Origin of the sequence: Pseudomonas sp. G34 (assembly GCF_031119625.1) — a bacterium.
GTDB lineage: Bacteria > Pseudomonadota > Gammaproteobacteria > Pseudomonadales > Pseudomonadaceae > Aquipseudomonas.
Map to the genome: position 1 here is coordinate 1 of NZ_JAVHZV010000016.1, position 23,668 is coordinate 23,668.

Consider the following 23,668-nt stretch of genomic DNA (forward strand, 5'->3'; position numbering starts at 1 on the left):
GCCAAGGACTACGTGCGCATGCAGTGGATGATGCTGCAGCAGGAGCAACCGGACGACTTCGTGATCGCCACCGGCGTGCAGTACTCGGTGCGTGAATTCATCACCTGGTCGGCGGCCGAGCTGGGCGTGCACCTGCGTTTCGAAGGCACTGGTGTGGACGAGCAAGGCATCGTCGAGCGTATCGACGGCGACAAGGCACCGGCCCTGAAAGTCGGCGACGTGATCGTGCGCATCGACCCGCGCTACTTCCGCCCTGCCGAAGTGGAAACCCTGCTGGGCGACCCGACCAAGGCCAAGACCAAACTGGGCTGGACCCCGGAAATCACCGTGCAGGAAATGTGCGCCGAGATGGTTCGCGAAGACCTCAAGGTCGCCCAGCGTCATGCCCTGCTCAAGGAGCACGGCCACGACATGCCGGTATCCGTGGAGAACTGAGGATGAGCGCGACTTCTCTCCAGCGCATCTTCGTCGCCGGCCATCGCGGGATGGTCGGTTCGGCGATCGTGCGCCGTCTGCAGAGCCTGGGTTACCAGAACATCATCACGGCGCCACGCGAAAGCGTGGACCTGATCGATGCGGCCAGCGTGCAGCGTTTCTTCGCCGAGCAGCGCATCGACCAGGTTTACCTGGCCGCGGCCAAGGTCGGCGGCATCCACGCCAACAACCAGTACCCGGCCGACTTCATCTACCAGAACCTGATGATCGAGGCCAACGTCATCAACGCCGCCCACCAGGCCGGCGTGCAGAAGCTGCTGTCGCTGGGCAGCTCGTGCATCTATCCGAAACATGCCGAGCAGCCGATGCGTGAAGAAGCGCTGCTGACCGGCGTGCTGGAGCCGACCAACGAGCCCTACGCGATCGCCAAGATCGCCGGGATCAAGCTGTGCGAAAGCTACAACCGCCAGCATGGCCGCGACTACCGCAGCGTGATGCCAACCAACCTGTACGGCCCGCATGACAACTACCACCCGGAAAACAGCCACGTCATTCCTGCCCTGCTGCGTCGCTTCCACGAAGCGACCCTGCGTGGCGACGATGAAGTGGTGATCTGGGGTAGCGGCACGCCGATGCGCGAGTTCCTGCACGTCGACGACATGGCCGCGGCCAGCGTGCACGTGATGAATCTGGATGACGCCACTTACCAGGCGCACACCCAGCCGATGCTCTCGCACATCAACGTCGGTACCGGCCAGGACTGCACCATTCGCGAGCTGGCCGAAACCATCGCGCGGGTCACCGAGTTCCAGGGCCGTTTGAGCTTCGACAGCAGCAAGCCCGACGGCACGCCACGCAAGCTGATGGACGTCTCGCGCCTGGCCAAGCTCGGCTGGACGGCGAGCATCGACCTGGAAAGCGGTCTGCGCGACGCCTACCGCTGGTTCGTCGAACACATCGACGATGTGCGCAGCTGACATGTTCCTGCCGGCCGATACCTTCAAGACCGTGGTCGCCAGCACCCCGCTGGTGTCCATCGACCTGCTGGTACGCAACCTGCAGGGCGAGTTGCTGCTGGGCGAGCGGCTCAACCGCCCCGCCCAGGGCAGCTGGTTCGCCCCGGGTGGGCGGATCCTGAAGAACGAAACGCTGGATGCGGCATTTACGCGCCTGACCCGGGAAGAACTGGGCCAGGCATTCGGCCGCGACCAGGGCAGGCTGCTCGGCGTGTACGAGCACTTCTATGACGACAGCGTGTTCGGTGAGGCGCCGGATACCCACTACGTGGTCATTGCCTACGCACTGGAACTGGGCGCGCAGCACAACCTGCAGCCGCCAAGCGTGCAACACGGTCGCTACCGCTGGTGGCCGATCGAGCAGATGCGCGATGAACCGCGCATCCACAGCAACACCCGCGACTATTTGCAGGCGCTGTACTAGATACCTCGCAAGCCACGCCTACGCGGTGGCACTGGCGAGCCAAGACAATTTCGATATGGGAAGGCGAGCTTGTTCAAGCAACTCCTGGCATACCGCAATCTGCTGCTGATCTTGTTTGTGCTGAACTCGGCCTGTTTCTTTCTGACCGATGACAAGAAGGCTGGCATCCCCTACCTGCGCGAGCTGTGGCTGCTCGGCATCCTGGGCTGCTCGGGGGCTTTGTTCCTGGTATGGAAGCGCATCTACCAGTCCAAGACCAGCTTGTGGATCATCTTCATGGGCCTGGTGCTGCCGGTGGTCTCGGCGATCATGGCCGAGCTCAACTTCGACCAGCCATTCATCTACGGCCTGCTCGAGGAACGTCGCAGCTTCGCCTATCTGGTGTTCTTCCCGGCGCTGTACCTGATGATCAAGACGGCACCGACCCAGAAGCACCTGGAGACCTTCTTCCTGTATTCGGGCCTGGCCTGCGCCTTCGTCGGCTACTGCTACTTTTTCAAGATCATCCCGGAAAACACCGGCGTGTCCTTCACCGTGGATGCCAAGGACGCCGGCAGCGCGCTGCTGCGCCCTGATCGCTACCGCATCGGCTCGAGCTACGTGACCATCTGCGCCTTCATGCTGATGTACAGCATGAAGGACCGCATCTCGCTGCCCAAGGTGTTCACCCTGCTGTTCTTCGCCTCCTACCTGTGGCTGGTGCTGCAGACCCGCCAGACCATGATCATCTGGTGCCTGGCAGGCCTGTGGATCTTCCGCGACCGTATCGACTCGCTGCTCAAACTGGGGTTGCTGGCCGCGACCATCCTGGTGGCCTCGTTCTTCATGTTCCCGGAGTTCTACTACGCCCAGTTCGACAAGTTCCAGGCGCTGCTCGACGAGGCCACCACCGGCCCCGGCGTGCGCGACAACACCACGGCGATCATCCTCGGCGCGGTGGCGGACAACATGTACATCGGCATGGGCTCGCTGTCGCTGCAGTGGAAAGGCGGCTTCAGCACGCTCTACAACCCGCACTTCTACCTCTCGGACGTGGGCATCTTCGGCGTGTACTACCGCTACGGCTTCCTCACCCCGCTGATCGCGCTGATCTTCTACGTCGGCTACCTGCGCATCATGAAACGCTGCCCGAACAAGGGCCCGCTGCTCAGTGCCTTCCAGCTGGTGTTCTGGTTCCAGATGCTCAACATGTTCCTGTCCAACTCCCTGATGTACGGCGGCGATGTTCTCGGCATCGGCGCCGCCTGCTTCCTGTACTACGCCCGCGCCCATGCCGCGCAAGCATCCCCGACTCGTGAGATCAGAGGCACACGCCATGACCCAATTCAGTATCGTAACCATCAACTGGAATAACCTGGAGGGTCTCAAGCAGACCTACCAGAGTGTGGCTGCCCAGACCTACCGCAACTTTCGCTGGATCGTCGTCGACGGTGCCTCCACCGACGGCGGCGCCGAGTGGCTGGCGACCATCGACGAGCCCTACGCGGAGATCACCTCCGAGCGCGACAAGGGCCTCTACGACGCCATGAACAAGGGCCTGATCAAGGGCTCGGCGACCGAGGGCTACACCCTGTTCCTCAACAGCGGCGACTTCTTCTACGACGAGAACGTGCTGCAGAAGGTTGCCGATGCCATCGAACAGGCACAGAGCAAGCCACGTTACGTCTACGGTGATTACTACCTGCAGAACGCCGAGGGACGCCTCACCCCGCAGAAGGCCAAGAAGATCGAGCACCTGGTGCTGGGCATGCCGTCCAGCCACCAGGCCATGTACTTCGAGAACGAGCGGCTGCGCAACGTGCGCTTTCGCGAGGATTTCAAGCTCTCGGCGGACTACTGCATGATCGTCGAATTCCTGCAGGGCCAGGACCACCAGCGCGATGTGCTGAGGATCGAGTCGCCGCTGTGCATTTTCGATACCACCGGGGTTTCCACCAGCCGCCGCTTCGATGCGCTGAAGGAAGACATGCGCATTCGTCGGGAGGTCATGAAACTATCGCCGTTGCACAGTATCTCTTTGTATGTCCTGCACTACGTGCACACCCACAGCAAATTGCTGAAGGCGGCTTTGGGTAAATGAATCGCGAGCAACAACAGCCGTTGCCCGTCAGTGATATGCGCAAGAGGCGCGAAGAGGTGTTGATGAAGGCTTTTGACATCGAGTTCTACGCTGGCACCAAGGATCGCCTGATCGAGGACTTGGTTGAGCACAGCACCGACAAGTACAGCTATATCGTGACGCCCAACGTGAATCACGTGGTGCAGCTGGAAACCGACCGCGACCTCAAGCGCGCCTATGCGGTGGCCCGTCACCGCATCTGCGACAGCCGCGTGCTGCTGCCGCTGCTGCGCATGCTCAAGGTGCCGGTCGAGGACGCGATCCCCGGCAGCACGCTGACCGCCGAGCTGATGAACATCGCTGACGAGCGTGCCTGGAGCGTAACCATCATCGGCTGCGAAGACGATGACATCGCCCGTCTGCGCGAGCGCTTCCCGCACGTCACCTTCCATCACCACAACCCGCCGATGGGCTTTATCGACAGTGACGAAGCGGTGCAGGCCTGCCTGTCGTTCGTCGTCGACCACCCGTCCAATCTGGTGGTGCTGTCGGTGGGCTGCCCGCGCCAGGAAATTCTCGCGCACAAGATCTTCGAAACCGATCAGGCCGTCGGCATTGGCCTGTGCGTGGGCGCTTCGATCAACTTTCTGTCCGGCAAGCTGCAGCGCGCGCCGATGTGGATGCAGCGTTACTCGCTGGAGTGGCTGCACCGCGCCTATACCGAACCACGCCGTCTGGTGGGCCGCTACGCCCGCGACGCGTTCCTGATCCTGCCGATCCTGCTCAGGGAATTCAAACTTCGGCAATCACTCTTCATGGGAGGAGCTCCACGATGATTCCTGTCATACTTTCCGGTGGTAACGGCTCGCGCCTGTGGCCGCTTTCGCGCCAACTCAACCCCAAGCAGTTCCTGCCCATCGCTGATGACTCGCTGTCCATGCTGCAGGCGACCATTCGCCGCCTGGACGGCCTCAAGGTCAGCCAGCCGTACCTGATCTGCAACGAGGAGCATCGCTTCCTGGCTGCCGAGCAGCTGCGCACCCTGGGTATCGAGAACGCCAGCATTCTGCTCGAGCCGGTGGGCCGCAACACGGCACCGGCCGTTGCCCTGGCCGCGCTCAAGGCGCTGGAGCAGGAACAGGATCCGGTGCTGCTGATTCTCGCCGCCGACCACCTGATCAAGGATGTCGACGCCTTCCACCGCGCCGTGGAAACCGCCCTGCCCTTCGCCCAGGCCGGCAAGCTGGTGACCTTCGGTATCGTGCCGAGCCACGCCGAAACCGGTTACGGCTACCTGCAGAAAGGTGAAGCGGTCGGCGACGGCGGCTTCCGCGTGCAGCAGTTCGTCGAGAAGCCTGACAGCGAAACCGCCGAGCGCTACCTGGCCTCCGGTGAGCACTTCTGGAACAGCGGCATGTTCATGTTCCGCGCCAGCCGTTACCTGGAAGAGCTGCAGCGCTGGCAGCCGGAGATTCTCGACGCCTGCCGCCGCGCCACCGCGCAGAGCGAACAGGACATGCACTTCGTGCGTATCGGCAAGGAGGCGTTCGCCGCCTGCCCGGAAGACTCCATCGACTATGCGGTGATGGAAAAAACCGCAGACGCGGTGATGGTCGCCCTCGACGCCGGCTGGAGCGATATCGGCTCCTGGTCCGCGCTGTGGGACGTCAGCGACAAGGACGCCGAAGGCAACGTGCACAAGGGCGACGTGCTCAGCCACGACAGCCGCAACAACTACGTGCACGCCGACTATCGCCTGGTGACCACCGTGGGCGTCGAAGACCTGATCATCGTCGAGACCAAGGACACCATCATGGTCGCGCACAAGGACAAGGCCCAGGAGGTCAAGCGCATCGTCGAGAAGCTCAAGCAGGAAGGCCGTGGCGAGCACCTCAACAACCGCGAGGTCTATCGCCCCTGGGGTATGTACGACTCCATCGACAATGGCGCCCGTTATCAGGTCAAGCGCATCACCGTGAAGCCGGGTGCCAAGCTGTCGGTGCAGATGCACCACCACCGTGCCGAGCACTGGATCGTGGTCAGCGGTACGGCCCAGGTGACCAATGGTGACGAGACCTACATGGTCACCGAAAACCAGTCGACCTATATCCCGATCGGCCAGATTCATGCTTTGGAAAACCCGGGCATGATTCCGCTGGAATTGATCGAGGTGCAGTCCGGTACGTATCTGGGCGAAGACGACATCATCCGCTTCTCCGACAATTATGGTCGCGTCAAGGAACTCAAGGTTTCCGCTGCCTGATGCCAGGCCAGCGCCGTTGCAAGCCAAGACCGGTGCTGGCCACGCTCACCGGGGCCTTGCCGGGCCCCGCCGCCGGGTGGTTCGCCACCTTTCCTATGGTATCGCCAGTTCACGACCGATGAGGCAAGGAGCGCCTTTCATTTCGCCGCTAAATGGATTTATACAAGAACAAGCCAAGCGCGAAGCCCATGTGAACAGACTCCGGATAATTTCCTACTTTCCGACAACGAGGCTCGCCCGTGAAAACTTCTCAACTCCTGTACGACCCAGTTATCCACAAACTGAAGTTGCTGGAAGAAGATGATGTGAAGCCGTTGCTCGAAGAGCTGACCGCCCCCGAGAAGCCCACTATCGTTGGCTTTCTCAACCAGCATGGGTACAACCTGATTCAGCAGGACAAGCGCGCCCGCCGCCACTTCCTGCAGGTCAACTACCTGCTGCGCGACGGCATCGGCATCAAGCTGGCCTGCTCGCTCAACGGCCTGGAGCCCGGCGCCAACCTCAACGGCACCGACTTCATTCCGGCCCTGATCGATCACGCCTTGCAGAGCGAGCAAAGCGAGCGCTATCAGCTGTTCGCCATGGGCACCTGCGAGCCATGGACCGAAGAAGGCGCCAACGCGCTGTTCGGCGACCGCGACTTCCACGCCATCGACGGTTTCCAGCCCACCGAGCGCTATCTCGAGTTCGTCGAGGAGCACCTCGAGCCTGGCAAGGTTCCGCTGATCGTGATGGGCATGGGTATGCCGCGTCAGGAAGAAGTGGCGGTCAAGCTGCAACGCCAGCTCAAGCGCCCTGCCCTGATGGTCTGCGGTGGCGCGATTCTGGATTTCGCCGCTCAGCGTTTCAACCGTGCCCCGGCAGCGTTCCGCAAGATCGGCATGGAGTGGGCCTACCGCCTGCTGATGGAACCGCGCCGGCTGTTCGCCCGCTATGTCATCGGCATTCCGCAGTTCTTCTACTACATCGTGCGCAATGGCCGTGACAGCAATGTCCCAGTCAGCGAACAAAGCGCCTACGACCGCAAATCCTGAGTCGACTGCAGGTACTGAAACGCCCGCACGAGTGATCGCCCGGGCGTTTTTGTGCTTCGCGGAATCTCAGGAAAATCAGCCTTGGCACCGGACTGGCAAGTTTGTGTGAGTTTACGGATGTTTTCGGCGATCAAGCGGTCTATCGGCTTATCGACGTCCTACTGACGTCTCCCGTTTCGCCCTGTCGGGCGAGTCACTTTTGCGGGCAAAAGTAACCAAAAACCTCCGCCCGTTGCACCGGAGGCAATTCACGGAGCTTTGTGTGCTTGAGCATGGGGTCAGCCCTGGGGCTGACCTGGATGCAACTACAGGCTACATCCCGCAAGCCCCGTTCGTGCAAGCGCGCGAATGTCCCCTTCAGGAGGGTGAGTGGAATCGTTGCGTAGAGGGGCGAGCGGCATGGATGCCGCGAGAGGCTTAAAGGGCCAGGGATGGCCCTTGTAAGCCGACCCTCGGAGCGACGATGGAGCGAACGAACCCCGGCGCAGCCGGGGCCGGATGATGGGGTGCGCTTTCTTTTGCTTACTTTTCTTTGCGCACTTCAAAGAAAAGTAAGTCGCCCGAGGGGGCGAAACAGGGAGTTTCTGCACACAACGCAGCGGCGTCCAAACACCTAATGAGAAGACACACTGATTTGCCAGTCCGGTATCAACCAGGCGTCACCCTACCAAACAAAGAACCCTGGTCTGGCACGCTGGAAAAGGCGATGCCGCCGATGCGGCATCGCCCTTGTCCGTTTAACGCCCTGCCGCTACCGCAACCGGCTTCTCGCTGCGCACGCTGCGGCCCTGCTCGATCAGTGCGAATACTTCGTTCCACATCGCCTGGGTACGGCCCTTGAGCTCGGCAGAATGGGCGTTCAGGCGAGCAGAAAGGGCCTGCATCTGCACCGGGTCAGTGAGGTTGTCGAGCGCGCGGTTCAGCTCTTCGTCGCTCAGGTTGATGTCCAGCACGCCTTCGGAGAAACCGTAGTCGGCGAACAGCATCTGGTACTTGTGGCTCCAGCCAGTGGCCAGCGACGGCACGCCCTGGGACAGCGCACTGACCAGGCCGTGGAAACGGCTGCCCAGGGTGCCGCGGCAGGCGCCGAGAATGCCCTTGATGGCCAGCGGGTCGGTTTCACGCAGGATCGGCAGGCCGCCTACCGCCTTGGAAACCTGCTCGGCCAGGCGCGCATCGCCCTCACCCTCGTGGATCAGCAGGAACGGCTTGGCGCCACGCTCTACCAGTGCCTTGGCGGCACGCTCCAGGAACGGTGCATAGCCCTTGGCGATGCTGTCGTTGGTCTTGTCGAGCATGCGGCAGTTGGGCACCAGGCAGATCTGGTGAACCTCGGGGTCGAAATAGTCCGGCACCGGCCCGGAAATCAGGTTGGTGAAATCCGGGGCGATCTTGATGTTGTCGCGCTCGCCGACGATCTCGGTCAGGTAGTCGTAGGAAATCTGTTCGCGGGCGAAGATCAGGTCGCAGTTGTCGACGAAGGCCTTCACCGCTTCACGGCTGCGCGGGTCGCGGAACGGCCCGAACGCCTGGGGCAGCAGGATCACCTTGGAGCCCTGCTGCTTCCAGCGCTTGCTGGAGCGCGCCAGCTCTTCGGAGAGGTCCGGGCCCCACTGGTCGCTGTAGGCGAAACCGGCGGCGTCCAGCACCACGTTGATTTCCTTGTCCAGCACGATGCCGTACTGCTCGCGAATACCGGCCGGCACCAGCGCCGCCAGGTCGCCGAACGGAATACCTTTGCGCCACAGCCAGGCCTTCTGGTACAGCCCCAGGGACGCACGATTGACATAAGGATAGGGGCTCTTGGCCCGGCCGGGCTCCATCACCACCTTGGCAGCCGGCAGGTTGTGCCGCACTTGCTGCAGGGCGGCATGCAGCATCAGTGCTGCCCCCTTGTTGACGAAACCGGCCTTGCGAATCTCGACGTACATATCACCTTCTCCTGAATTCACGAATCAACTGGGGCACGCTAATGAACACGTGCAGGCAAATACTCTTGGTCATCATGATGAACAGCGGTCGTGTCTTGCGTGACAGCAGCAGGCTCACGTAACCGGCCACGCCGTAGGAAATCAGCGTTGCCCAGGCCGACCCGACCACGCCGTGGCTTCTGATGAGGAAGTAGTTGAGGACGATGTTGCTCAACGCCCCGAGGCCCTGGGTAACCAGGGAAAAGATGAACGCCTCCTCGATGATGATCCACTTGCTGAACAGCGCACGCATGAACACGAAGGTCGCGGCGAAGATATGGATCGCCAGCACCGGCCCGGCGTCCGCATACTGGGCGCCGTAGAGCAGGTGCACGATCCAGTCGGAGAGCAGGAACACCACCACGGCCAGGGCGAACGCCACGAAGAACAGCACGTCCAGCGCCACCTGCATGAAGCGGTTGTAGCCGGCGGTGTCGCTCTTGTGCAGGTCGATCATCTTCGGGAAAACCGACGCCATCAGAATGGTCGGGATCAGGTACCAGGCCTCGGACAGGCGCGATGCCGCCGAATACACACCGACGGCGTACTCGCCGAGCATGTACTGCAGCATGATCTGGTCGACCTTGAGGTAGATCACCGCCGACAGCGAACCGAGGAAGATGAGGAAGCTCTTCTTGAGCAGCGTCTTGCCCAGCGGCCAGGAAAAGTCGAAGCGGAAATCGCGCTTGAGCATCACCGCGTAGCTGACCAGGATCACCGAGGTGACCATCACCACCACCACGTGGGCCAGGGCGATGTACACCAGACCGGCACCGGCAATGGCCAGGATCATCTTCAGGCCGTTGCCGCCCAACTGGCCGACGAAACCGGCCACCGCGGCGTACTTGGCCTGCACCCGGGCCTGGAACCAGTCGATGAGCATCTCGAACGGGGTGAAGAACAGCGCCAGGGCGGTGAACAGCAGCACCAGGAAATTGCGGTCGTTGCCGAACAGGTAGGTGCTCATCATGATCGCGAAGGCGATCACCGAGCAGCCCACCTTGATCATGAATACCGTGGAAAGGATCTGGTCTTCATTGTCCGGGTTGCTGCGCAGCTCCTTGACCACCAGGCCGGTTAGCCCCAGGTGCACGACGATGCTGAGCAACCCCAGCAGCGCCAGCGCGTAGTTCAGGTAACCGAAATCCTCGGGCCCCAGGTAGCGCGCCAGCACCACGGTGGTGGCCAGGCCGATGGCCAGCATCAGGAACTTCTCGGCCAGCATCCAGCCGGAATTGAGGAGGTACTTCATGCCCTCCTGGACACGCGAGGCACTCATCGAGCGGGCGACTCCAGGCGCATATAACTGCGGGCTTCCTCCAGCGAGAGCTTCTGCGAGTATGGCACCAGGCCGGTATCGGCGGCGTAACCCAGGGAGATGAACATGACGATGCGCTCGTCCGGGTCGAGCTTGAGCAACTTGGCCGCAGCCTCTTCACGCTCGGGAATGTCCGGCCAGTTGATCGAGCAGGACGACACGCCCTGGGTCTCCAGGGCGAACATGAAGGACATCGCCGCCAGGGCGCCGTCGATGTAGATCACATGGCGATCACGCACATGCGGGTAGGCGCGCAGGCGGCCGACCACGGCGACGATCGCCGGGAAGTTGTGGTCGAAACCGGCCACGCCCATCGGCAGGCGCGACGCCTGGGCCACCGAGGCCGGGTCGTCGAACACCACGAAACGATAGGGCTGGCGGTTACAGGCGCTGGGCGACTGCACGGCAACTTCCACCGCCTTGTCGATCACTTCGCGCGGCACCGGGCGATCCTGCTGGTACCAGCGCACCGAACGGCGCTTCATGGCCAGCTGGCGCATGGCCGTGAAGTCGACGCTCGGGGTGCTGACGTCGGCCGCGAACGGCACGCGCTCGGCATCCGGGTGGCGCAGGGTATGGGGCGAACCACTGGGGCGCTCGAAGCGGGCGAATTTTTCGCGGGCGCGGTTGAGCACCGGATGATCGCCGGTCACGGAGAAATACTCGGCGAGCACGTCATGGGCCCAGCTGACCTCGTCGCGATCGACGTTGCCGTTGAGCGAGGCGATGTAGCTGTCGACCGTATCGTTGATGTAGTCGAGGGCGAACACCTGACGCCGCGGCTGCATGATCAGGCCCTTCTCGATGCGGTGCACGGCACGGCGCAGGAAGTAGTTCACCGGCTCGGCACCGGACAGGTTCTGCTCATGCTGCAGGTGACCGACCACCACGGCGTAGGCCTCCCGGTCGAAGGCCGAGGAGAAGAACGAGTAATGGAAACGGCGCAGCATGGCCGAGCGCGACAACGCCCGGATCCAGCCAATGGCGAGTCTCTTCTGCAAGGTCTTGAGGTTATCGATACTGTCCCGCGGCAAGACCTTCTTGAGGGATTCCTTCAACATTTTCATAGGCTGTGATTACCGTTCAATGGTTAATATCTCCCCCACAATCGCCGTAACGGTACGGCGACACTCGATTGATGGACGCTGGCAGTTCTAAAGCCGAACCACAGGCATCTGCACGCCAGCCAATGCTTGTCGAGGCAGTGCAGGCTGCAGCATCCCTTCCCTTGGCAACCACCCGTCCGGCCTCTGCCTACTCGGGTAGAGGGCAGCGCGAAAACGGCGTCTGGTGCTGCAACGGTTCGACATCCAACCCGGTGTTTCGAGGGTGTTGGAGGCGGCGCTCTGGGGTGCCGCTATTCGTTGTCAGGGTTTAGGACTACGGAGCAACGCTTTGATTCCGCATCCACGTGCTTTGCGTGAAAAAAGTTGCCGAAAGGCCGTTGTAGCGCGGTGCGCAGCGCTCTGCCCGGTAGCTGAAAAAGGCTTGAACGCGGCAAATGGCTGACCAGCCTCGTGCTCAGCAGCGCGCCGGCAGCAGGTCGCCAAGGGCCTTGCGCAGCTCGCGTATCGAGAACGGCCTGGCGATGCTGCGCAGCGCCGCAGCCGAGGCCGGTTGCCCTGCATCGGCCGCAGCGACAACCAGCAGCACGGACAGCCCGGGACGCTGCGCCTGCGCCACCTCGGCCAGCTGAACACCGCTGATGCCGGGCAGGCTGACATCGACGATCAGCAGGTCGAAGGCCTCGCGCCCGAGCAGCTCGAGCGCCGCTTGCGGGTCGGCGGCATTGATCAGCTGATGGCCGCGCTCGGCAGCCACTTCACCGACCAGCAGGCACACCGACGAATCGCTCTCGACCAGCAGGATGCGCGACTGCGCAGGCGCCGACGCGCCAGCCAGCGGCCCAACCGCCCGGCCCGGGGCATCGACCACAGGCAGATAGAGACGCACCGTGGTGCCAACCGCAGGCTCGCTGTGAATGGTCACCTGGCCGCCGCTCTGGCGCGCGAAGCCATGCACCATGGAGAGCCCCAGGCCACTGCTCTGGCCGACCGATTTGGTGGTGAAGAACGGGTCGAAAACCCGCTCCAGGGTGGCGTTGCTCATGCCGTTGCCGGTATCCGACAGGGCGATCAGCAGATAACGCCCAGGCACCAGGTCCGGCAAGGCCGCACGGTTCTCCTGGGCCAGCTCGACAAGCGATGTATGCAGGCCGATCTGCCCGCCCTCGGGCATGGCATCGCGGGCATTGAGGGCCAGGTTGAGCACCGCGCTTTCCAGCTGCCGGGCATCGGCCAGCACGCACACGGCGGCATGCTGGTAATCGCCCCGCAGGCAGATGCGCTCACCGATGGAGCGCCTGATCAGCGCCTCGAGGGAGGCGAGCAGCGGCTCCACTTCGATAGGCTGCGCTTCCAGCGGCTGGCGATGGGAAAGCGTCAGCAAGCGCTGGGTCAGCGCACTGGCGCGGTCGGCGGAGATGCTCGCGGCGTCGATGAAGCGCGGCAGGTCATCGAAACGGCCAGCCGCCACATGGCGCTTCATGATGTCGAGTGCACCAATGACGCCGGTGAGCATGTTGTTGAAGTCGTGGGCGACGCCATCGATCACCGACTCGACGGCATCCATCCGCTGGCTCTGCTGCAGGGCCAGCTCCTCGTCAGGCGAGCGCGCACGCTCACCGCTCAGGGCCCGCACGGCGCTGCACAAGCCACGCGAAGTGAAAGGCGGCTCCACCACCAGGGCTATACCCTGGGCGAGCTGCGCGGAGCTGGGCGCGGCGTTCGCGGCGCCCAGCAGCAAGACCGGAACGGTCGACTCGGCGAGCCTGACGAGCAGGGTTTGCTCCTGCGGGTCGAGCAATTGCTCGGCGAGGAGCAGGACATCACCGCGCTCGCCCATCGCAGCGAGGGTTGCAGCAAGACTCTGGAATGTCAGGCAGGTCGCGCCAAGGGGCTCGAGCAGCGGCACCAGCCGGCTGGCTTCGCCGCTACAGATCAGGATGCGCATGCACGCTCTCCTCGCGCGCCGGCGCCGGGGCGCCGATGCAGCAAGTGGGCGGCCTCCGCGCGGCCCTGCCCATAGGCACTCAGAGAATCGCGAGCGCCGCTTTGCGTTAGCGAAATCGCGACGAACGACCGGGCATCGACCGCTATTCGCCCTACAGCTTCATCCATGGATCTCGCACTCTCGCCATACACCTCATTCCGGGCGCATGGAAATGCGCCCGGGCTTGCGCAGCGTTCGACCGCCGCGGCCTAGAGGCGTTCAGCTTGTATGACAGGGGAGCAAAGCGTAATCGGTCGGCACCTGCACCGGTCGCCGGAGAAGATCAGCTGGGGCCGATCAGTTCCTTGACCTTGGCGGTAACCAGATTGATGTCGAAGGGCTTGTCGAACACCGCAGCGAATAGCTCGGGGCTGGCGCGCCCGACACTGCCCTGGGCGCCACTCATCAGAATGATCGGCAAATCGGCAAGACCCGCCTTGGCCCGAATTGCACGGGCGAATTCCAGACCATCCATCACCGGCATCATGAAGTCGGTGATGACCAGCTCGGGGCGCTCGCGGTCGAGCACCTCGAGGCCGCGCCGGCCATTGCTGGCCTTCACCACCATGTAGCCTTCATCCTCCATGGCGTAGCCGAGAATATCCGCTATCAGGTATTCGTCGTCGACTATCAGGATGGTTGTCATAGATTATCGGCTCGGTCAGGCACACATGGCTCAAGCGTCCTGCGCAGGGACGGCATTGCCCGACAGCGCACCAGCCGCATGTCTGAAGGCCTTGCTGAGTTCAATACCATGATCACTGATGACCACTTCCAGGAGCGAGGGATCGTAACGGCTGTCCCTCATCTTAAGTATGGAAAGAAGGCGTTTTAGTTCAGCATCTTTTTCCACGAAACGCATGAGGATCAGGTTGTCGACGATGCTCGACAACTCCGGTGCCGGGGCGTTGATCTCGGCGGCGAACAGGTCGCGCATTTCCCAGGTGGCGAACACGGTAACGCCCATGGCGCGCAGCTGGCTCATCAGCGCGCTGAAGAACTCGATCAACCGCGCACTGCCAGTGGCAACCCGGGCCATACCGCCCAGGCTGTCGATATGCAGGCGCTTGATACCCTTCTCACGCACGGCGTTGATGACCCGCGCGCCCAGGCCATCGAGCAGGCCCTCAGTGGTGGGCTGCCACATGATGTGCAACGCGCCGCGTGCTTCGAGGGCTTCCAGATCCATGCCCAGCGCCTTGGCCTTGAGACGCAGGCGCTGCGGCGTTTCGTAGAAGCCGAAATGCAGGCCGGGCTCTTCCACGGTCGACTGGGCGAGGAAGTTCAGCCCCAGGGTGGTCTTGCCAACCCCGGACGGCCCCATGACCAGGGTCACCGAGGATGCCGACAAGCCTCCGCCGATCAGCCTGTCCAGGCTTGGCATGCCGCTGGACACATGCTCCAGGATGTCGCTGTCAGGCTGGCTGGGGTGGCTGTACAGGCTCTCCAGACGCGGGTGGATCACCAGCCCGTCGTCGGTGATCTCGCATTCGTGCATGCCGGACAAGGCGCCACTGCCGCGGGTCTTGCGCAGGTGGATACGGCGCACCGAACGGGCACCGAACAACTCTTCACCCAGCTCGATCACGCCGTCGACCATGGTGTGTTCGGGGCTGCCGTCGTCCAGCCGCGAGCTGGTCAGAAACAACACCGTGCACCCGGCGAAGGCCGCATGGCCCTGCAGTTCGGAGATGAATTTCTTGGTGTCGATCTGGTTCTCTGCCTTGGAACGGGCATTGAGCAGGCCATCGACGATCAGCAGCGTGGCCTTCTGGCGGCTGATCTCGCGCCGCAGCAGCTTGACGACCTCATCGAGCCCCTCATTTTCAAGGGTGTCGAAAGCGCTGACGAACTGGATCTCCGCGCCGACCTTGCTCGGGTCGAAGAAGCTCATCGTGGAAAGGAACTGAAAGAGCCTTTCATGGGATTCGGCAAGTAGCGTGGCGACCAGAACCCGGCCTCCGTCGCGCACATGATTGAACGCGACCTGGTTGGCGAGAATCGTCTTGCCAGAGCCGGGGCGCCCCTGAACGATATAGGATGCCCCGGCCACCAGACCACCCTTCAAGAGAGCGTCAAGACCCTCGATCCCACTTTGCAGGCGTTGTAGCTGTTCCAAGATCTGGCTTGCCTCAGTCGAAATTACGCAAATATTGCCTGGGCTGGAAAACTCACTGCCCAAGCTCCGTAGCGCTGGCTGAAAAAATGAATGGCGATACTACCATGTTATTCCCGCGCATCTGCCGCCTGAACGGCGCATGCCGGCAAGTAGAGTTGCATGGTGGTTCCCTGCCCCGCTGCGCTTTCGATCCGCACGTCACCACCGGCCTGCCGGGCAAAACCATAGACCTGGCTAAGGCCCAGGCCAGTTCCCTTGCCAATCTCCTTGGTGGTGAAGAACGGCTCGAACAGGCGCGCACGAATGGCCGGGTCGATACCGCAGCCCTGATCGGCTACCGCAATCACCACGAAATCGCCGTGCAGCCCGCCGCCATCAGCGGCCAGCCGCTGGTTGCGCGCCTCCAGCCGCACCACGCCGCTACCGCTCATCGCATCGCGCGCATTGAGAATCAGGTTGAGCAGCGCCATTTCCAGTTCGCTCGGGTCCAGCTGCACACAGTGCAACCCATCATCCACCTGCATCTGCAGGGTCATGGTCTTGGGCAGCGCCTGGCTGATGAAGGTCGATGCCGCATCCAGCAGTTGGTTGAGGTCTACCAGGCCACTGGACTTGGGCTCGCAGCGGGCGAAGGTCAGCAGGTTGCGGGTCATCTGCGCGCCACGCTCGCCAGCGGTCTGGATACTGTCGAGCAGGCTGGCCAGGCGCTCGGGATCATCGGTGCGGCTGGCCAGCTTGGCGGCGCTGAGGATGATGGTCAGCAGGTTGTTGAAGTCGTGGGCCATGCCGCCAGTCAGCTGGCCGAGGGCTTCCAGCTTCTGGGCCTGGAACAGCTGGGCGCGCAAGGCGTCGTAGCGGTCCTCGGCTTCGCGGCGATCGGTGATATCGCGGGTGATCTTGGCCAGGCCGATGATATCGCCCTGCTCGTTGCGAATCGCATCGATGACCACCAGGGCCCAGAAACGCGTGCCGTCCTTGCGCACTCGCCAGCCTTCATCCTGGGCGCGGCCTGCACGCAATGCGCGGTCGAGCAGGAGGTCGGGCTTGCCTTCGCGGCGATCTTCATTGGTGTAGAAGATCGACAGATGCTGACCGATCGCCTCGCCTGCGTCATAGCCCTTGATGCGCGCCGCGCCGGCGTTCCAGGACACCACATGACCGGCGGGGTCGAGCATGAGGATGGCGTAATCGATCACCGCCTGGACCAGCATCTCGTAATGTCGCTCGGTCAGGTTGCCGGGTGAGAGAGGCGCAAACTGGCTGTTCATGGGGGCCCGTTCCAGGCGGCGATGGAGGTGCAGTGTAGTCCGCGATCCATGCCGAGTGACAGTAAGTTGTAGCATCCGCCCATCCCGTGGCGATTGCCAGATGACGACCGGCCTGATATCTGTATAAAAAAACAGTACCCTGCCAGCCCCATGTCTTCAAGTATCGATCCACGCTTCTATTACCTGCACAACTTTCGCAAGGCCCTGGCCTGGATCGGCGACCGCCACGCCGACCTGCTCGACGCCCGCGAGGAGGCCTTCCTGCGGGCCTTCGATGAGCTCGACTGGTCGGCCCAGGCCCTGCTGGTGCGCATGATCATGCGCAAGGGCGTGCACTTTCGCGCCAGCAAGCTGAACTACGAGGAAATCGGTTGCTGCCGCCAGGCCGCCGCGGCGCTGATCGCCAATGGCTGGGTGCTCGACGATGCGCCGCTGTCGCTCGATACGTTGCTGGCGCTGCTGCGCAAGGACGAGATCATTGCCAGCTTCGCCCGCCAGCTCAGCGACCGCCGCGCCCGCAAGGACGAGCTGCTGGCCCAGCTCGCCGTGCACTTCGAGGACAGCCAGCCGTTCGCCAGTTGGTGCCCGACGCTCGACGACGCGCTTTACAGCCTGACCATCGACGACCTGAGCGAGCGCCTGCGCCTGATGTTCTTCGGCAACCTGCGCCAGGAATGGTCGGAGTTCGTGCTCGCCGACCTGGGTATCTTCCGCTACGAGCGGGTCGACTTCCCGGCGGACTCACGGGCCCTGCGCTGCCGCGAGGACGTCGACGACTACCTGCACCTGCAGCGCTGCCGCGAGGCCTTCGAAGCCGGCGAGGTCAGCGCTGAGCTGCTCGCCGGTATCGACGCGCGCCGCTACGACAATCCCTATATCGCTGAGCGCCGCGCCAAACTGCTGTTTCGCATCGGCCAGCATCTGGAACGCTGCGCAGACTTCGACCTGGCGCTGCAGGTGTACGCCAGCAGCGGTTATGGCGCCGCGCGACAACGGCGTATCCGCGTGCTGGAGCGCACCTTGCGCTACCAGGAAGCCCTCGAACTGGCCAACCAGGCGATCAGCGAACCGAGCAGCGACGGCGAGTTGCAACTGGCCGAACGCGCACTGCTGCGGCTGTCCCGACAGCTGGGTCTGCCTGTGCCAAAACGCAGCAAAGCAGCGGCACCCGCGCGCCTGGATCTGCAGCTGCGCAAAGCCCCCATGCTGGCGGTCGAACAGCTGGTGCAACAGCACCTGCAGTGCCTTGAGGCGCCGGTGCATTACGTCGAGAACACGCTGATCTGCAGCCTGTTCGGCCTGCTCTGCTGGCGGGCGATATTCGCCGCCGTGCCTGGCGCGTTCTTCCACCCGTTCCAGCATGGCCCGGCAGACCTGCTTACCGCCGAGTTCTATGGGCGGCGCCGCGCGCTGTTCGCCGAGTGCCTCGCGCAACTCGAGGATGAGCGCTACCGCGACAGCATTCGCCAGACCTACCGCGACAAGTTCGGCATCCAGTCGCCGTTCGTGCATTGGGGCGTGCTCAGCGAAACCCTGCTCGAACAGGCGCTGGACTGCCTGCCGGCGGCGCACCTGCAAGCCTGGTTTCGCCGCCTGCTCGGTGATATCCAGGCCAATCGCTCAGGCATGCCGGACCTGATCCAGTTCTGGCCCGAGGAAAAGCGCTACCGGATGATCGAAGTGAAAGGCCCTGGCGATCGCCTGCAGGACAACCAGCGCCGCTGGCTGGCGTTCTGCGCCGAGCATGGCATGCCGGTAGACGTCTGCTACGTGCAATGGGCCGAGGCGTGAGCTATCGCGTGGCGGTGCGCGCCCTGTGCGAGTTCACCGCCAAGTGCGGCGACCTCGACCTGCGCTTTACGCCCTCGCCCACCGCCCAGGAGGGCATGGCCGGGCATGCCACGGTGGTCGCCCGGCGCGGCGAGGGTTACCAAGCCGAGGTGCCGCTGGCGGGTGAATTCGCCTCGTTGCAGGTACGCGGCCGGGCCGACGGCTTCGATCCGCTGAGCAACCTGCTCGAGGAGATAAAGACCCACCGCGGCGACATCAGCCGCATCCCGGAAAACCACCGGCAGCTGCACTGGGCCCAGGCGCGAGTCTACGGCTGGCTGCTCTGCCAGAGCCGCGATCTGCAGCAGATCGACCTCGCCGTGGTGTACTTCAACGTGCTCACCCAGAAGGAAAGCGTGTTCCGCGAAACCCGCACGGCTGCCGAGCTGCAGGCATTCTTCGAGGAACTGTGCCGGCGCTTCATCACCTGGGCCGAGCAGGAGCAGGCGCACCGCCTGCGCCGCGATGCCGCGCTGGCCGAGCTGCGCTTTCCCCACGCCGAATTTCGCCTTGGTCAGCGGCAGCTGGCCGAAGCCGTTTACCGTGCGGCGCGCGATGGCCATTGCCTGATGGCCCAGGCCACCACCGGCATCGGCAAGACCCTGGGCACCCTGTTTCCCCAGTTCAAGGCATTCCCGGAGAACCAGCTGGATCGGCTGTTCTTCCTGACCGCCAAGACCCCGGGCCGGCAACTGGCGCTGCATGCGCTGGCTATTCTGCGCGGCGAAACCCTGCCGCTGCGCGTGCTGGAGCATGTGGCGCGGGACAAGGCCTGCGAGCACCCGGACAAGGCCTGCCATGGCGAGTCCTGCCCGCTCGCTCGCGGCTTCTACGACCGCCTGCCCGCCGCGCGCCAGGCCGCGGTCGAGCGCATCTGGCTGGACCAGGCCGCGGTACGCGAGATCGCCCTGCAGCACGAGGTCTGCCCCTACTACCTGAGCCAGGAGCTGACCCGCTGGGCCGATGTGGTGGTGTGCGATTACAACTATTACTTCGACCTCAGCGCCCTGCTCTACAGCCTCACGCTGATCAACGAGTGGCGGGTGACGCTGTTGGTCGACGAAGCCCACAACCTGATCGAACGGGCCCGGCGCATGTACAGCGCCGAGCTCGACCAGGCGCGCTTCGAGGCCATGCGCAGCAACGCGCCCAAGGGCCTGAATGCGGTGCTGACGCGCATCAGCCGCCACTGGAAGCAATTGCACAAAGAGCAGAGCAAGGAGTACCAGACCTACCCGCAGCCGCCGGATCTGCTACTCCTGTCGTTGCAGAAGGCGGTCAGCGCGCTCACCGATCACCTGACCGACCAACCCACCGGCAACGATGGCGAGCTGCTGCAGTTCTACCTCGATGCCATGGCCTTCTGTCGCCTGGCCGAAGCCTTCGGGCCCCATTCGCTGTTCGATATCAGCCGCAAGCAAGACCTGCGCGGGCGCAGCCATTCGGTACTGTGCCTGCGCAATATCGTGCCGGCGCCGTTTCTCGCGCCGCGCTTCGAAGACAGCCACAGCACCACCCTGTTTTCCGCCACCCTGAGCCCGGCGCGCTATTACGCCGACCTGCTCGGCTTGCCCGAGGCGACGCCCTGGGTGGATGTCGAATCCCCCTTCCAGGCCGCGCAACTGCAGGTGCAGGCAGTCAGCAACCTGTCGACCCGCTACCAGCACCGCGAACGCTCCCTGGCGCCCATCGTCGCGCTGATGACGCGGCAATTCAGCGAGCGCCCGGGCAACTACCTGGCGTTCTTTAGCAGCTACGCCTACCTGCAACAGGTGCTGGAGCTGTTCGACCGTGAGCATCCGCAGCTCGAACGCTGGGTACAGGCGCGGCAGATGGACGAGGCCGAGCGCCAGCAGTTTCTCGAGCGTTTCAAGCCCGGCGGCAGGGGCATCGGCTTCGCGGTGCTCGGCGGCGTGTTCGGCGAAGGCATCGACCTGCCGGGCGATCGACTGATCGGCGCCTTCATCGCCACCCTGGGGCTGCCGCAGATCAACCCGATCAACGAGCAGATCAAGCTGCGCATGGCCGAGATGTTCGGCAGCGGCTACGACTACACCTACCTGTACCCCGGCCTGCAAAAGGTCGTGCAGGCCGCCGGCCGGGTGATTCGCACCCCCCAGGACAGCGGCGTGGTGCACCTGATGGACGACCGCTTCACCCTGCCCGAAGTACGCGCCCTGCTACCGGGCTGGTGGCAGGTGGAGCGCAGTCGGGTGCCGGAAACACCCATGCTGGCGCCCCTGGTGCGCAGGCCGCCAGCGGTGCAACAGCCAACGCCCGCCGAACCCCTGCCCGCCCTTACCCAGCGCGGTCTTTTCGACCCGCCAGGCTGAAAGACCAGCGGCAGCCCATTGCCGCCGGTGGCAAGGCGCTGCCTGTCACGCTTCAGCACTCTAAAAATATACTTACGTATCAATCAGTTGTATTCACATGACGCGGTGGCACAAGCTTTGCTGAGCTACAAGCTCACGACAAGGAGGCCCGTCATGAGCATCATCGGTTCGTTCAATCCCTACACGATGGCCACGGCCCTGCAGCGCAGCCGCGCCGAGGACCTGGACTTCAAGAAAAGCAGCGACGCCGCGCTGCTGGTCGAGCCCGGCAAGCCGCGGGAAAATCAGCAGGTCGCGCCGACGTTCAAAAGCGATGAGTCGAACGCCCACCAGCAGGCCTACGACGAAGCCTTCGCGCGGATGCTGGTCAACCTCAACAGCTCGGCCAGCCAGGCAAGCGAGAACAGCTCGCCGGGCGCGGAAGACATCGCCGCCGGTAACGAAGGCCAGGCCGCACCCAAGCCGAGCGCCGTCGATGAGTTCATGGCCTACATGGCCATGACGCCGGCTGAAAAGATGCGCGACAAGATCCTCAAGGAAGTCGGCATGACCGAGGAACAACTGGAGAACCTGCCGCCTGAGCAGCGCGCCGCCGCCGAGCGGGAAATCGCCGAGAAGATGCAGACCTTGCAGGAGCTCAAGGCCGCGCAGGATGAACCAGGCACCCTGCACGAACACGCCTGATCAGCGCAGACGATCGACCATCTTGCCAATCACGCCGAGCATGTCGGCAGCCAGCTTCTTCGAGCGCTGGCCGTTCCAGCCGGTCTGCGGGTTGGGGGTATCGTCATGGTCCTTGAACGGCATCTCCAAGGTGAATGACAGGCAGTCGAACGCCTCGCCAACCGCGTTGCAGGCCAGGTTGAGGTTGGCCTTGCCCGGTGCGCTGCGCGGGTAACCGAAGCGGGTCTGGAACTCGGCGCCGCTGTCCACAAGGCGCTGGCGAAACTCGCTCTCCAGTGCCTCCAGGCGCGGGGTGAAGCCGGGGTTGCCCTCGCAGCCGGCGGTGAACACGTGGGGAATTTCCTCGTCGCCATGGATATCCAGAAACAGGTCCACGCCAATCTCACGCATCGCCTGCTGCACGAACAACACCTCCGGGCTGCGCTCGGCGCTCGCCGACTGCCAGGCGCGGTTGAGATCCTGCCCCGCCGCATTGGTGCGCAAGTGGCCGCGGAAGGCGCCATCGGGGTTCATGTTCGCCACCAGGTACAGATCGGCCTGCTGCAGCAGCCCATCCAGCTCGCTATCGGCCGCATTGCCCAGACGCTCGATGATGCCCTCCATGAACCACTCGGCCATGTGCTCGCCCGGATGTTGCTGGGCGATGATCCACACCTTGCGCGTCGCACTGGCATGGCGATGCACGCGCAGCAGTTCGATATCGCGGCCCTCGATGCTGCGCCCGCTGGCCTGCAGCTCGACACCCGGCAAGGCCAGCGCCCTGGCGATCAGTGCGGCGTGGCGCTCACGGCTGTAGGGCTCGAAGTAGGCGAACCAGATCTGCTCGTGCTCAGGCGCCAGGCCGAAGTGCAGCGCGCCATTCTCGAAGCGACTCGGTACCCGGAACCAGGTCTGCTGATCGTAAGAGGCCGCCGCGTGGTAACCGGCCCAGGCGTGGCTGTAGGCGGACTGCCCGGCGTTGGTGATGCTGAAGTCGTGGCGCGCGCCCGGGGTCAGGCCGTCGACATGGAAATGAAACCACTGGAAGTGATCGCTGTTGAGATCCTTGCGCATGGCCAGCAGCACCTTGTGCGGGTCGCTGGCGTCCTGCACGAGGATGTTGCCGCTGTCGAAATCCGAGCTGATCTTCATGGCTGTTCTCGTTGCTATGGTCACGGTGGCGGCAGCATCGCAGTTTCCCGACGCCGAGGAAATGCACAGGCGACGATTGCAGCGCGCGGTGCTGCAGCTCACACTGGCGCCTCACTTTTTCGCTGATAGCCGGAGCCGCCGTGTCCCTAGTCGATGATCAACAACGCCAGCGCGTGCTGGACGCCACCGAGTCGCTGGACTGCACGGTGTACCGCCCCGATGAAGACGATCTGGATGCCGAAGAACAGGACATGGGCGACGCCAAGGTGCTGTTCACCGGCCCATTCGAGACCCCGCAAGACTGGGACGCCGCCGAGCGCGATGACTACTTCGACGGCATCGATCCGGCGCTGTTCTTCACCGCGCTGATCGCCTGCGAAGCCAAGCCCGGCTCCAAGGCCTTCTTCACGCCCCAGCCCGGCGACCTGCTGGCCGCCATGAACGCCGGCAAGGTGGAGATGTACTTCGTTTGCGAGCGCCTGGATGACGAGAATGGCAGCAGTTACGTGCTGATTCGTGACGAAGAGATCGATTGAGTCGGGCGTATGGCACGAAAAAAGGTTCTTCGCAAGATCTCGGGGGCGCCAGTCTTGGCACCGGACTGGCAAATCGGTGTGTCGTGTCGTTAGGTGTTTAGACGCCACTGCGTTGTGTGCAGAAGCTCCCTGTTTCGCCCCCTCGGGCGACTCACTTTTCTTTGAAGTGCGCAAAGAAAAGTAAGCAAAAGAAAGCG

20 protein-coding genes are annotated in these 23,668 nt (G+C 63.3%); 12 read left to right on the forward strand and 8 right to left on the reverse strand.

The features are described from left to right. The 8 genes from QYS36_RS10065 to QYS36_RS10100 all read left to right on the forward strand — a co-directional run. Nucleotides 1–435 (forward strand): GDP-mannose 4,6-dehydratase (locus tag QYS36_RS10065; RefSeq protein ID WP_308839346.1); only part of this gene is annotated, 435 nt, incomplete at its 5' end. A 2-nt stretch (nt 436–437) separates the two neighbouring features. Continuing rightward, complete coding sequence (locus QYS36_RS10070) at nt 438–1,412, forward strand: GDP-L-fucose synthase (RefSeq protein WP_308839347.1); 975 nt, start codon at nt 438–440, stop codon at nt 1,410–1,412. A 1-nt stretch (nt 1,413) separates the two neighbouring features. Further along, nucleotides 1,414–1,875, forward strand: a complete 462-nt coding sequence (locus tag QYS36_RS10075) for a GDP-mannose mannosyl hydrolase (protein ID WP_308839596.1) — start codon at nt 1,414–1,416, stop codon at nt 1,873–1,875. A gap of 69 nt (nt 1,876–1,944) precedes the next feature. After that, on the forward strand, nt 1,945–3,228 hold the full coding sequence (locus QYS36_RS10080) for a hypothetical protein (RefSeq protein ID WP_308839348.1): 1,284 nt from the start codon (nt 1,945–1,947) through the stop codon (nt 3,226–3,228). Further along, nucleotides 3,191–3,955 (forward strand): glycosyltransferase, encoded by a 765-nt coding sequence (locus QYS36_RS10085; RefSeq protein WP_308839349.1) that lies wholly within the window; start codon nt 3,191–3,193, stop codon nt 3,953–3,955. The genes QYS36_RS10080 and QYS36_RS10085 overlap by 38 nt, the downstream gene beginning before the upstream one ends. Before the next feature lie 62 nt (nt 3,956–4,017). Next, nucleotides 4,018–4,770 carry a WecB/TagA/CpsF family glycosyltransferase gene (locus QYS36_RS10090; protein ID WP_308839350.1) on the forward strand — a complete coding sequence of 251 codons (753 nt, stop codon included), beginning with the start codon at nt 4,018–4,020 and terminating at the stop codon, nt 4,768–4,770. Then, the gene (locus QYS36_RS10095; RefSeq protein ID WP_308839351.1) at nt 4,767–6,197 is read left to right on the forward strand and encodes a mannose-1-phosphate guanylyltransferase/mannose-6-phosphate isomerase; all 1,431 of its coding nucleotides are present in this window, start codon (nt 4,767–4,769) and stop codon (nt 6,195–6,197) included. The genes QYS36_RS10090 and QYS36_RS10095 overlap by 4 nt, the downstream gene beginning before the upstream one ends. A gap of 239 nt (nt 6,198–6,436) precedes the next feature. Next, complete coding sequence (locus tag QYS36_RS10100; RefSeq protein ID WP_308839352.1) at nt 6,437–7,231, forward strand: WecB/TagA/CpsF family glycosyltransferase; 795 nt, start codon at nt 6,437–6,439, stop codon at nt 7,229–7,231. 737 nt (nt 7,232–7,968) lie between these two features. Here the strand turns inward: QYS36_RS10100 and QYS36_RS10105 are convergent. From QYS36_RS10105 to QYS36_RS10135, 7 genes are all read right to left on the reverse strand, one after another. Continuing rightward, complete coding sequence (locus QYS36_RS10105) at nt 7,969–9,162, reverse strand: polysaccharide pyruvyl transferase family protein (protein WP_308839353.1); 1,194 nt, start codon at nt 9,160–9,162, stop codon at nt 7,969–7,971. 1 nt (nt 9,163) lies between these two features. Continuing rightward, nucleotides 9,164–10,480 carry a flippase gene (locus tag QYS36_RS10110; RefSeq protein WP_308839354.1) on the reverse strand — a complete coding sequence of 439 codons (1,317 nt, stop codon included), beginning with the start codon at nt 10,478–10,480 and terminating at the stop codon, nt 9,164–9,166. Beyond that, the gene (locus tag QYS36_RS10115; protein ID WP_308839355.1) at nt 10,477–11,586 is read right to left on the reverse strand and encodes a nitroreductase family protein; all 1,110 of its coding nucleotides are present in this window, start codon (nt 11,584–11,586) and stop codon (nt 10,477–10,479) included. Before QYS36_RS10115 ends, QYS36_RS10110 begins: the two co-directional genes overlap by 4 nt. Before the next feature lie 454 nt (nt 11,587–12,040). After that, nucleotides 12,041–13,531, reverse strand: coding sequence for an ATP-binding protein (locus QYS36_RS10120; RefSeq protein ID WP_308839356.1), 1,491 nt, complete (start codon nt 13,529–13,531; stop codon nt 12,041–12,043). A gap of 322 nt (nt 13,532–13,853) precedes the next feature. After that, nucleotides 13,854–14,216, reverse strand: coding sequence for a response regulator (locus tag QYS36_RS10125; RefSeq protein WP_308839357.1), 363 nt, complete (start codon nt 14,214–14,216; stop codon nt 13,854–13,856). A 30-nt stretch (nt 14,217–14,246) separates the two neighbouring features. Beyond that, a complete protein-coding gene (locus tag QYS36_RS10130) occupies nt 14,247–15,689 on the reverse strand; it encodes an ATPase domain-containing protein (RefSeq protein ID WP_308839358.1) in 1,443 nt (480 codons plus the stop codon). Nucleotides 15,690–15,796: 107 nt separating this feature from the next. Further along, nucleotides 15,797–16,957, reverse strand: coding sequence for an ATP-binding protein (locus tag QYS36_RS10135; protein ID WP_308839359.1), 1,161 nt, complete (start codon nt 16,955–16,957; stop codon nt 15,797–15,799). A gap of 150 nt (nt 16,958–17,107) precedes the next feature. On the opposite strand from QYS36_RS10135, the gene QYS36_RS10140 reads away from it, so the two are divergent. The 3 genes from QYS36_RS10140 (at nt 17,108) to QYS36_RS10150 (ending at nt 21,804) form a co-directional block, all read left to right on the forward strand. Then, nucleotides 17,108–18,748 carry a VRR-NUC domain-containing protein gene (locus QYS36_RS10140; RefSeq protein WP_308839360.1) on the forward strand — a complete coding sequence of 547 codons (1,641 nt, stop codon included), beginning with the start codon at nt 17,108–17,110 and terminating at the stop codon, nt 18,746–18,748. Beyond that, complete coding sequence (locus QYS36_RS10145; RefSeq protein ID WP_308839361.1) at nt 18,745–21,120, forward strand: ATP-dependent DNA helicase; 2,376 nt, start codon at nt 18,745–18,747, stop codon at nt 21,118–21,120. Before QYS36_RS10140 ends, QYS36_RS10145 begins: the two co-directional genes overlap by 4 nt. 153 nt (nt 21,121–21,273) lie before the next feature. After that, complete coding sequence (locus tag QYS36_RS10150) at nt 21,274–21,804, forward strand: hypothetical protein (protein WP_308839362.1); 531 nt, start codon at nt 21,274–21,276, stop codon at nt 21,802–21,804. Here QYS36_RS10150 and QYS36_RS10155 read toward each other — a convergent pair whose 3' ends face one another. After that, nucleotides 21,805–22,935 (reverse strand): M14-type cytosolic carboxypeptidase, encoded by a 1,131-nt coding sequence (locus QYS36_RS10155; protein ID WP_308839363.1) that lies wholly within the window; start codon nt 22,933–22,935, stop codon nt 21,805–21,807. A gap of 140 nt (nt 22,936–23,075) precedes the next feature. Between QYS36_RS10155 and QYS36_RS10160 the strand changes: the two genes are divergently transcribed. Continuing rightward, nucleotides 23,076–23,471, forward strand: coding sequence for a hypothetical protein (locus QYS36_RS10160; protein WP_308839364.1), 396 nt, complete (start codon nt 23,076–23,078; stop codon nt 23,469–23,471). The last annotated feature ends 197 nt before the right edge of the window (nt 23,472–23,668 follow it).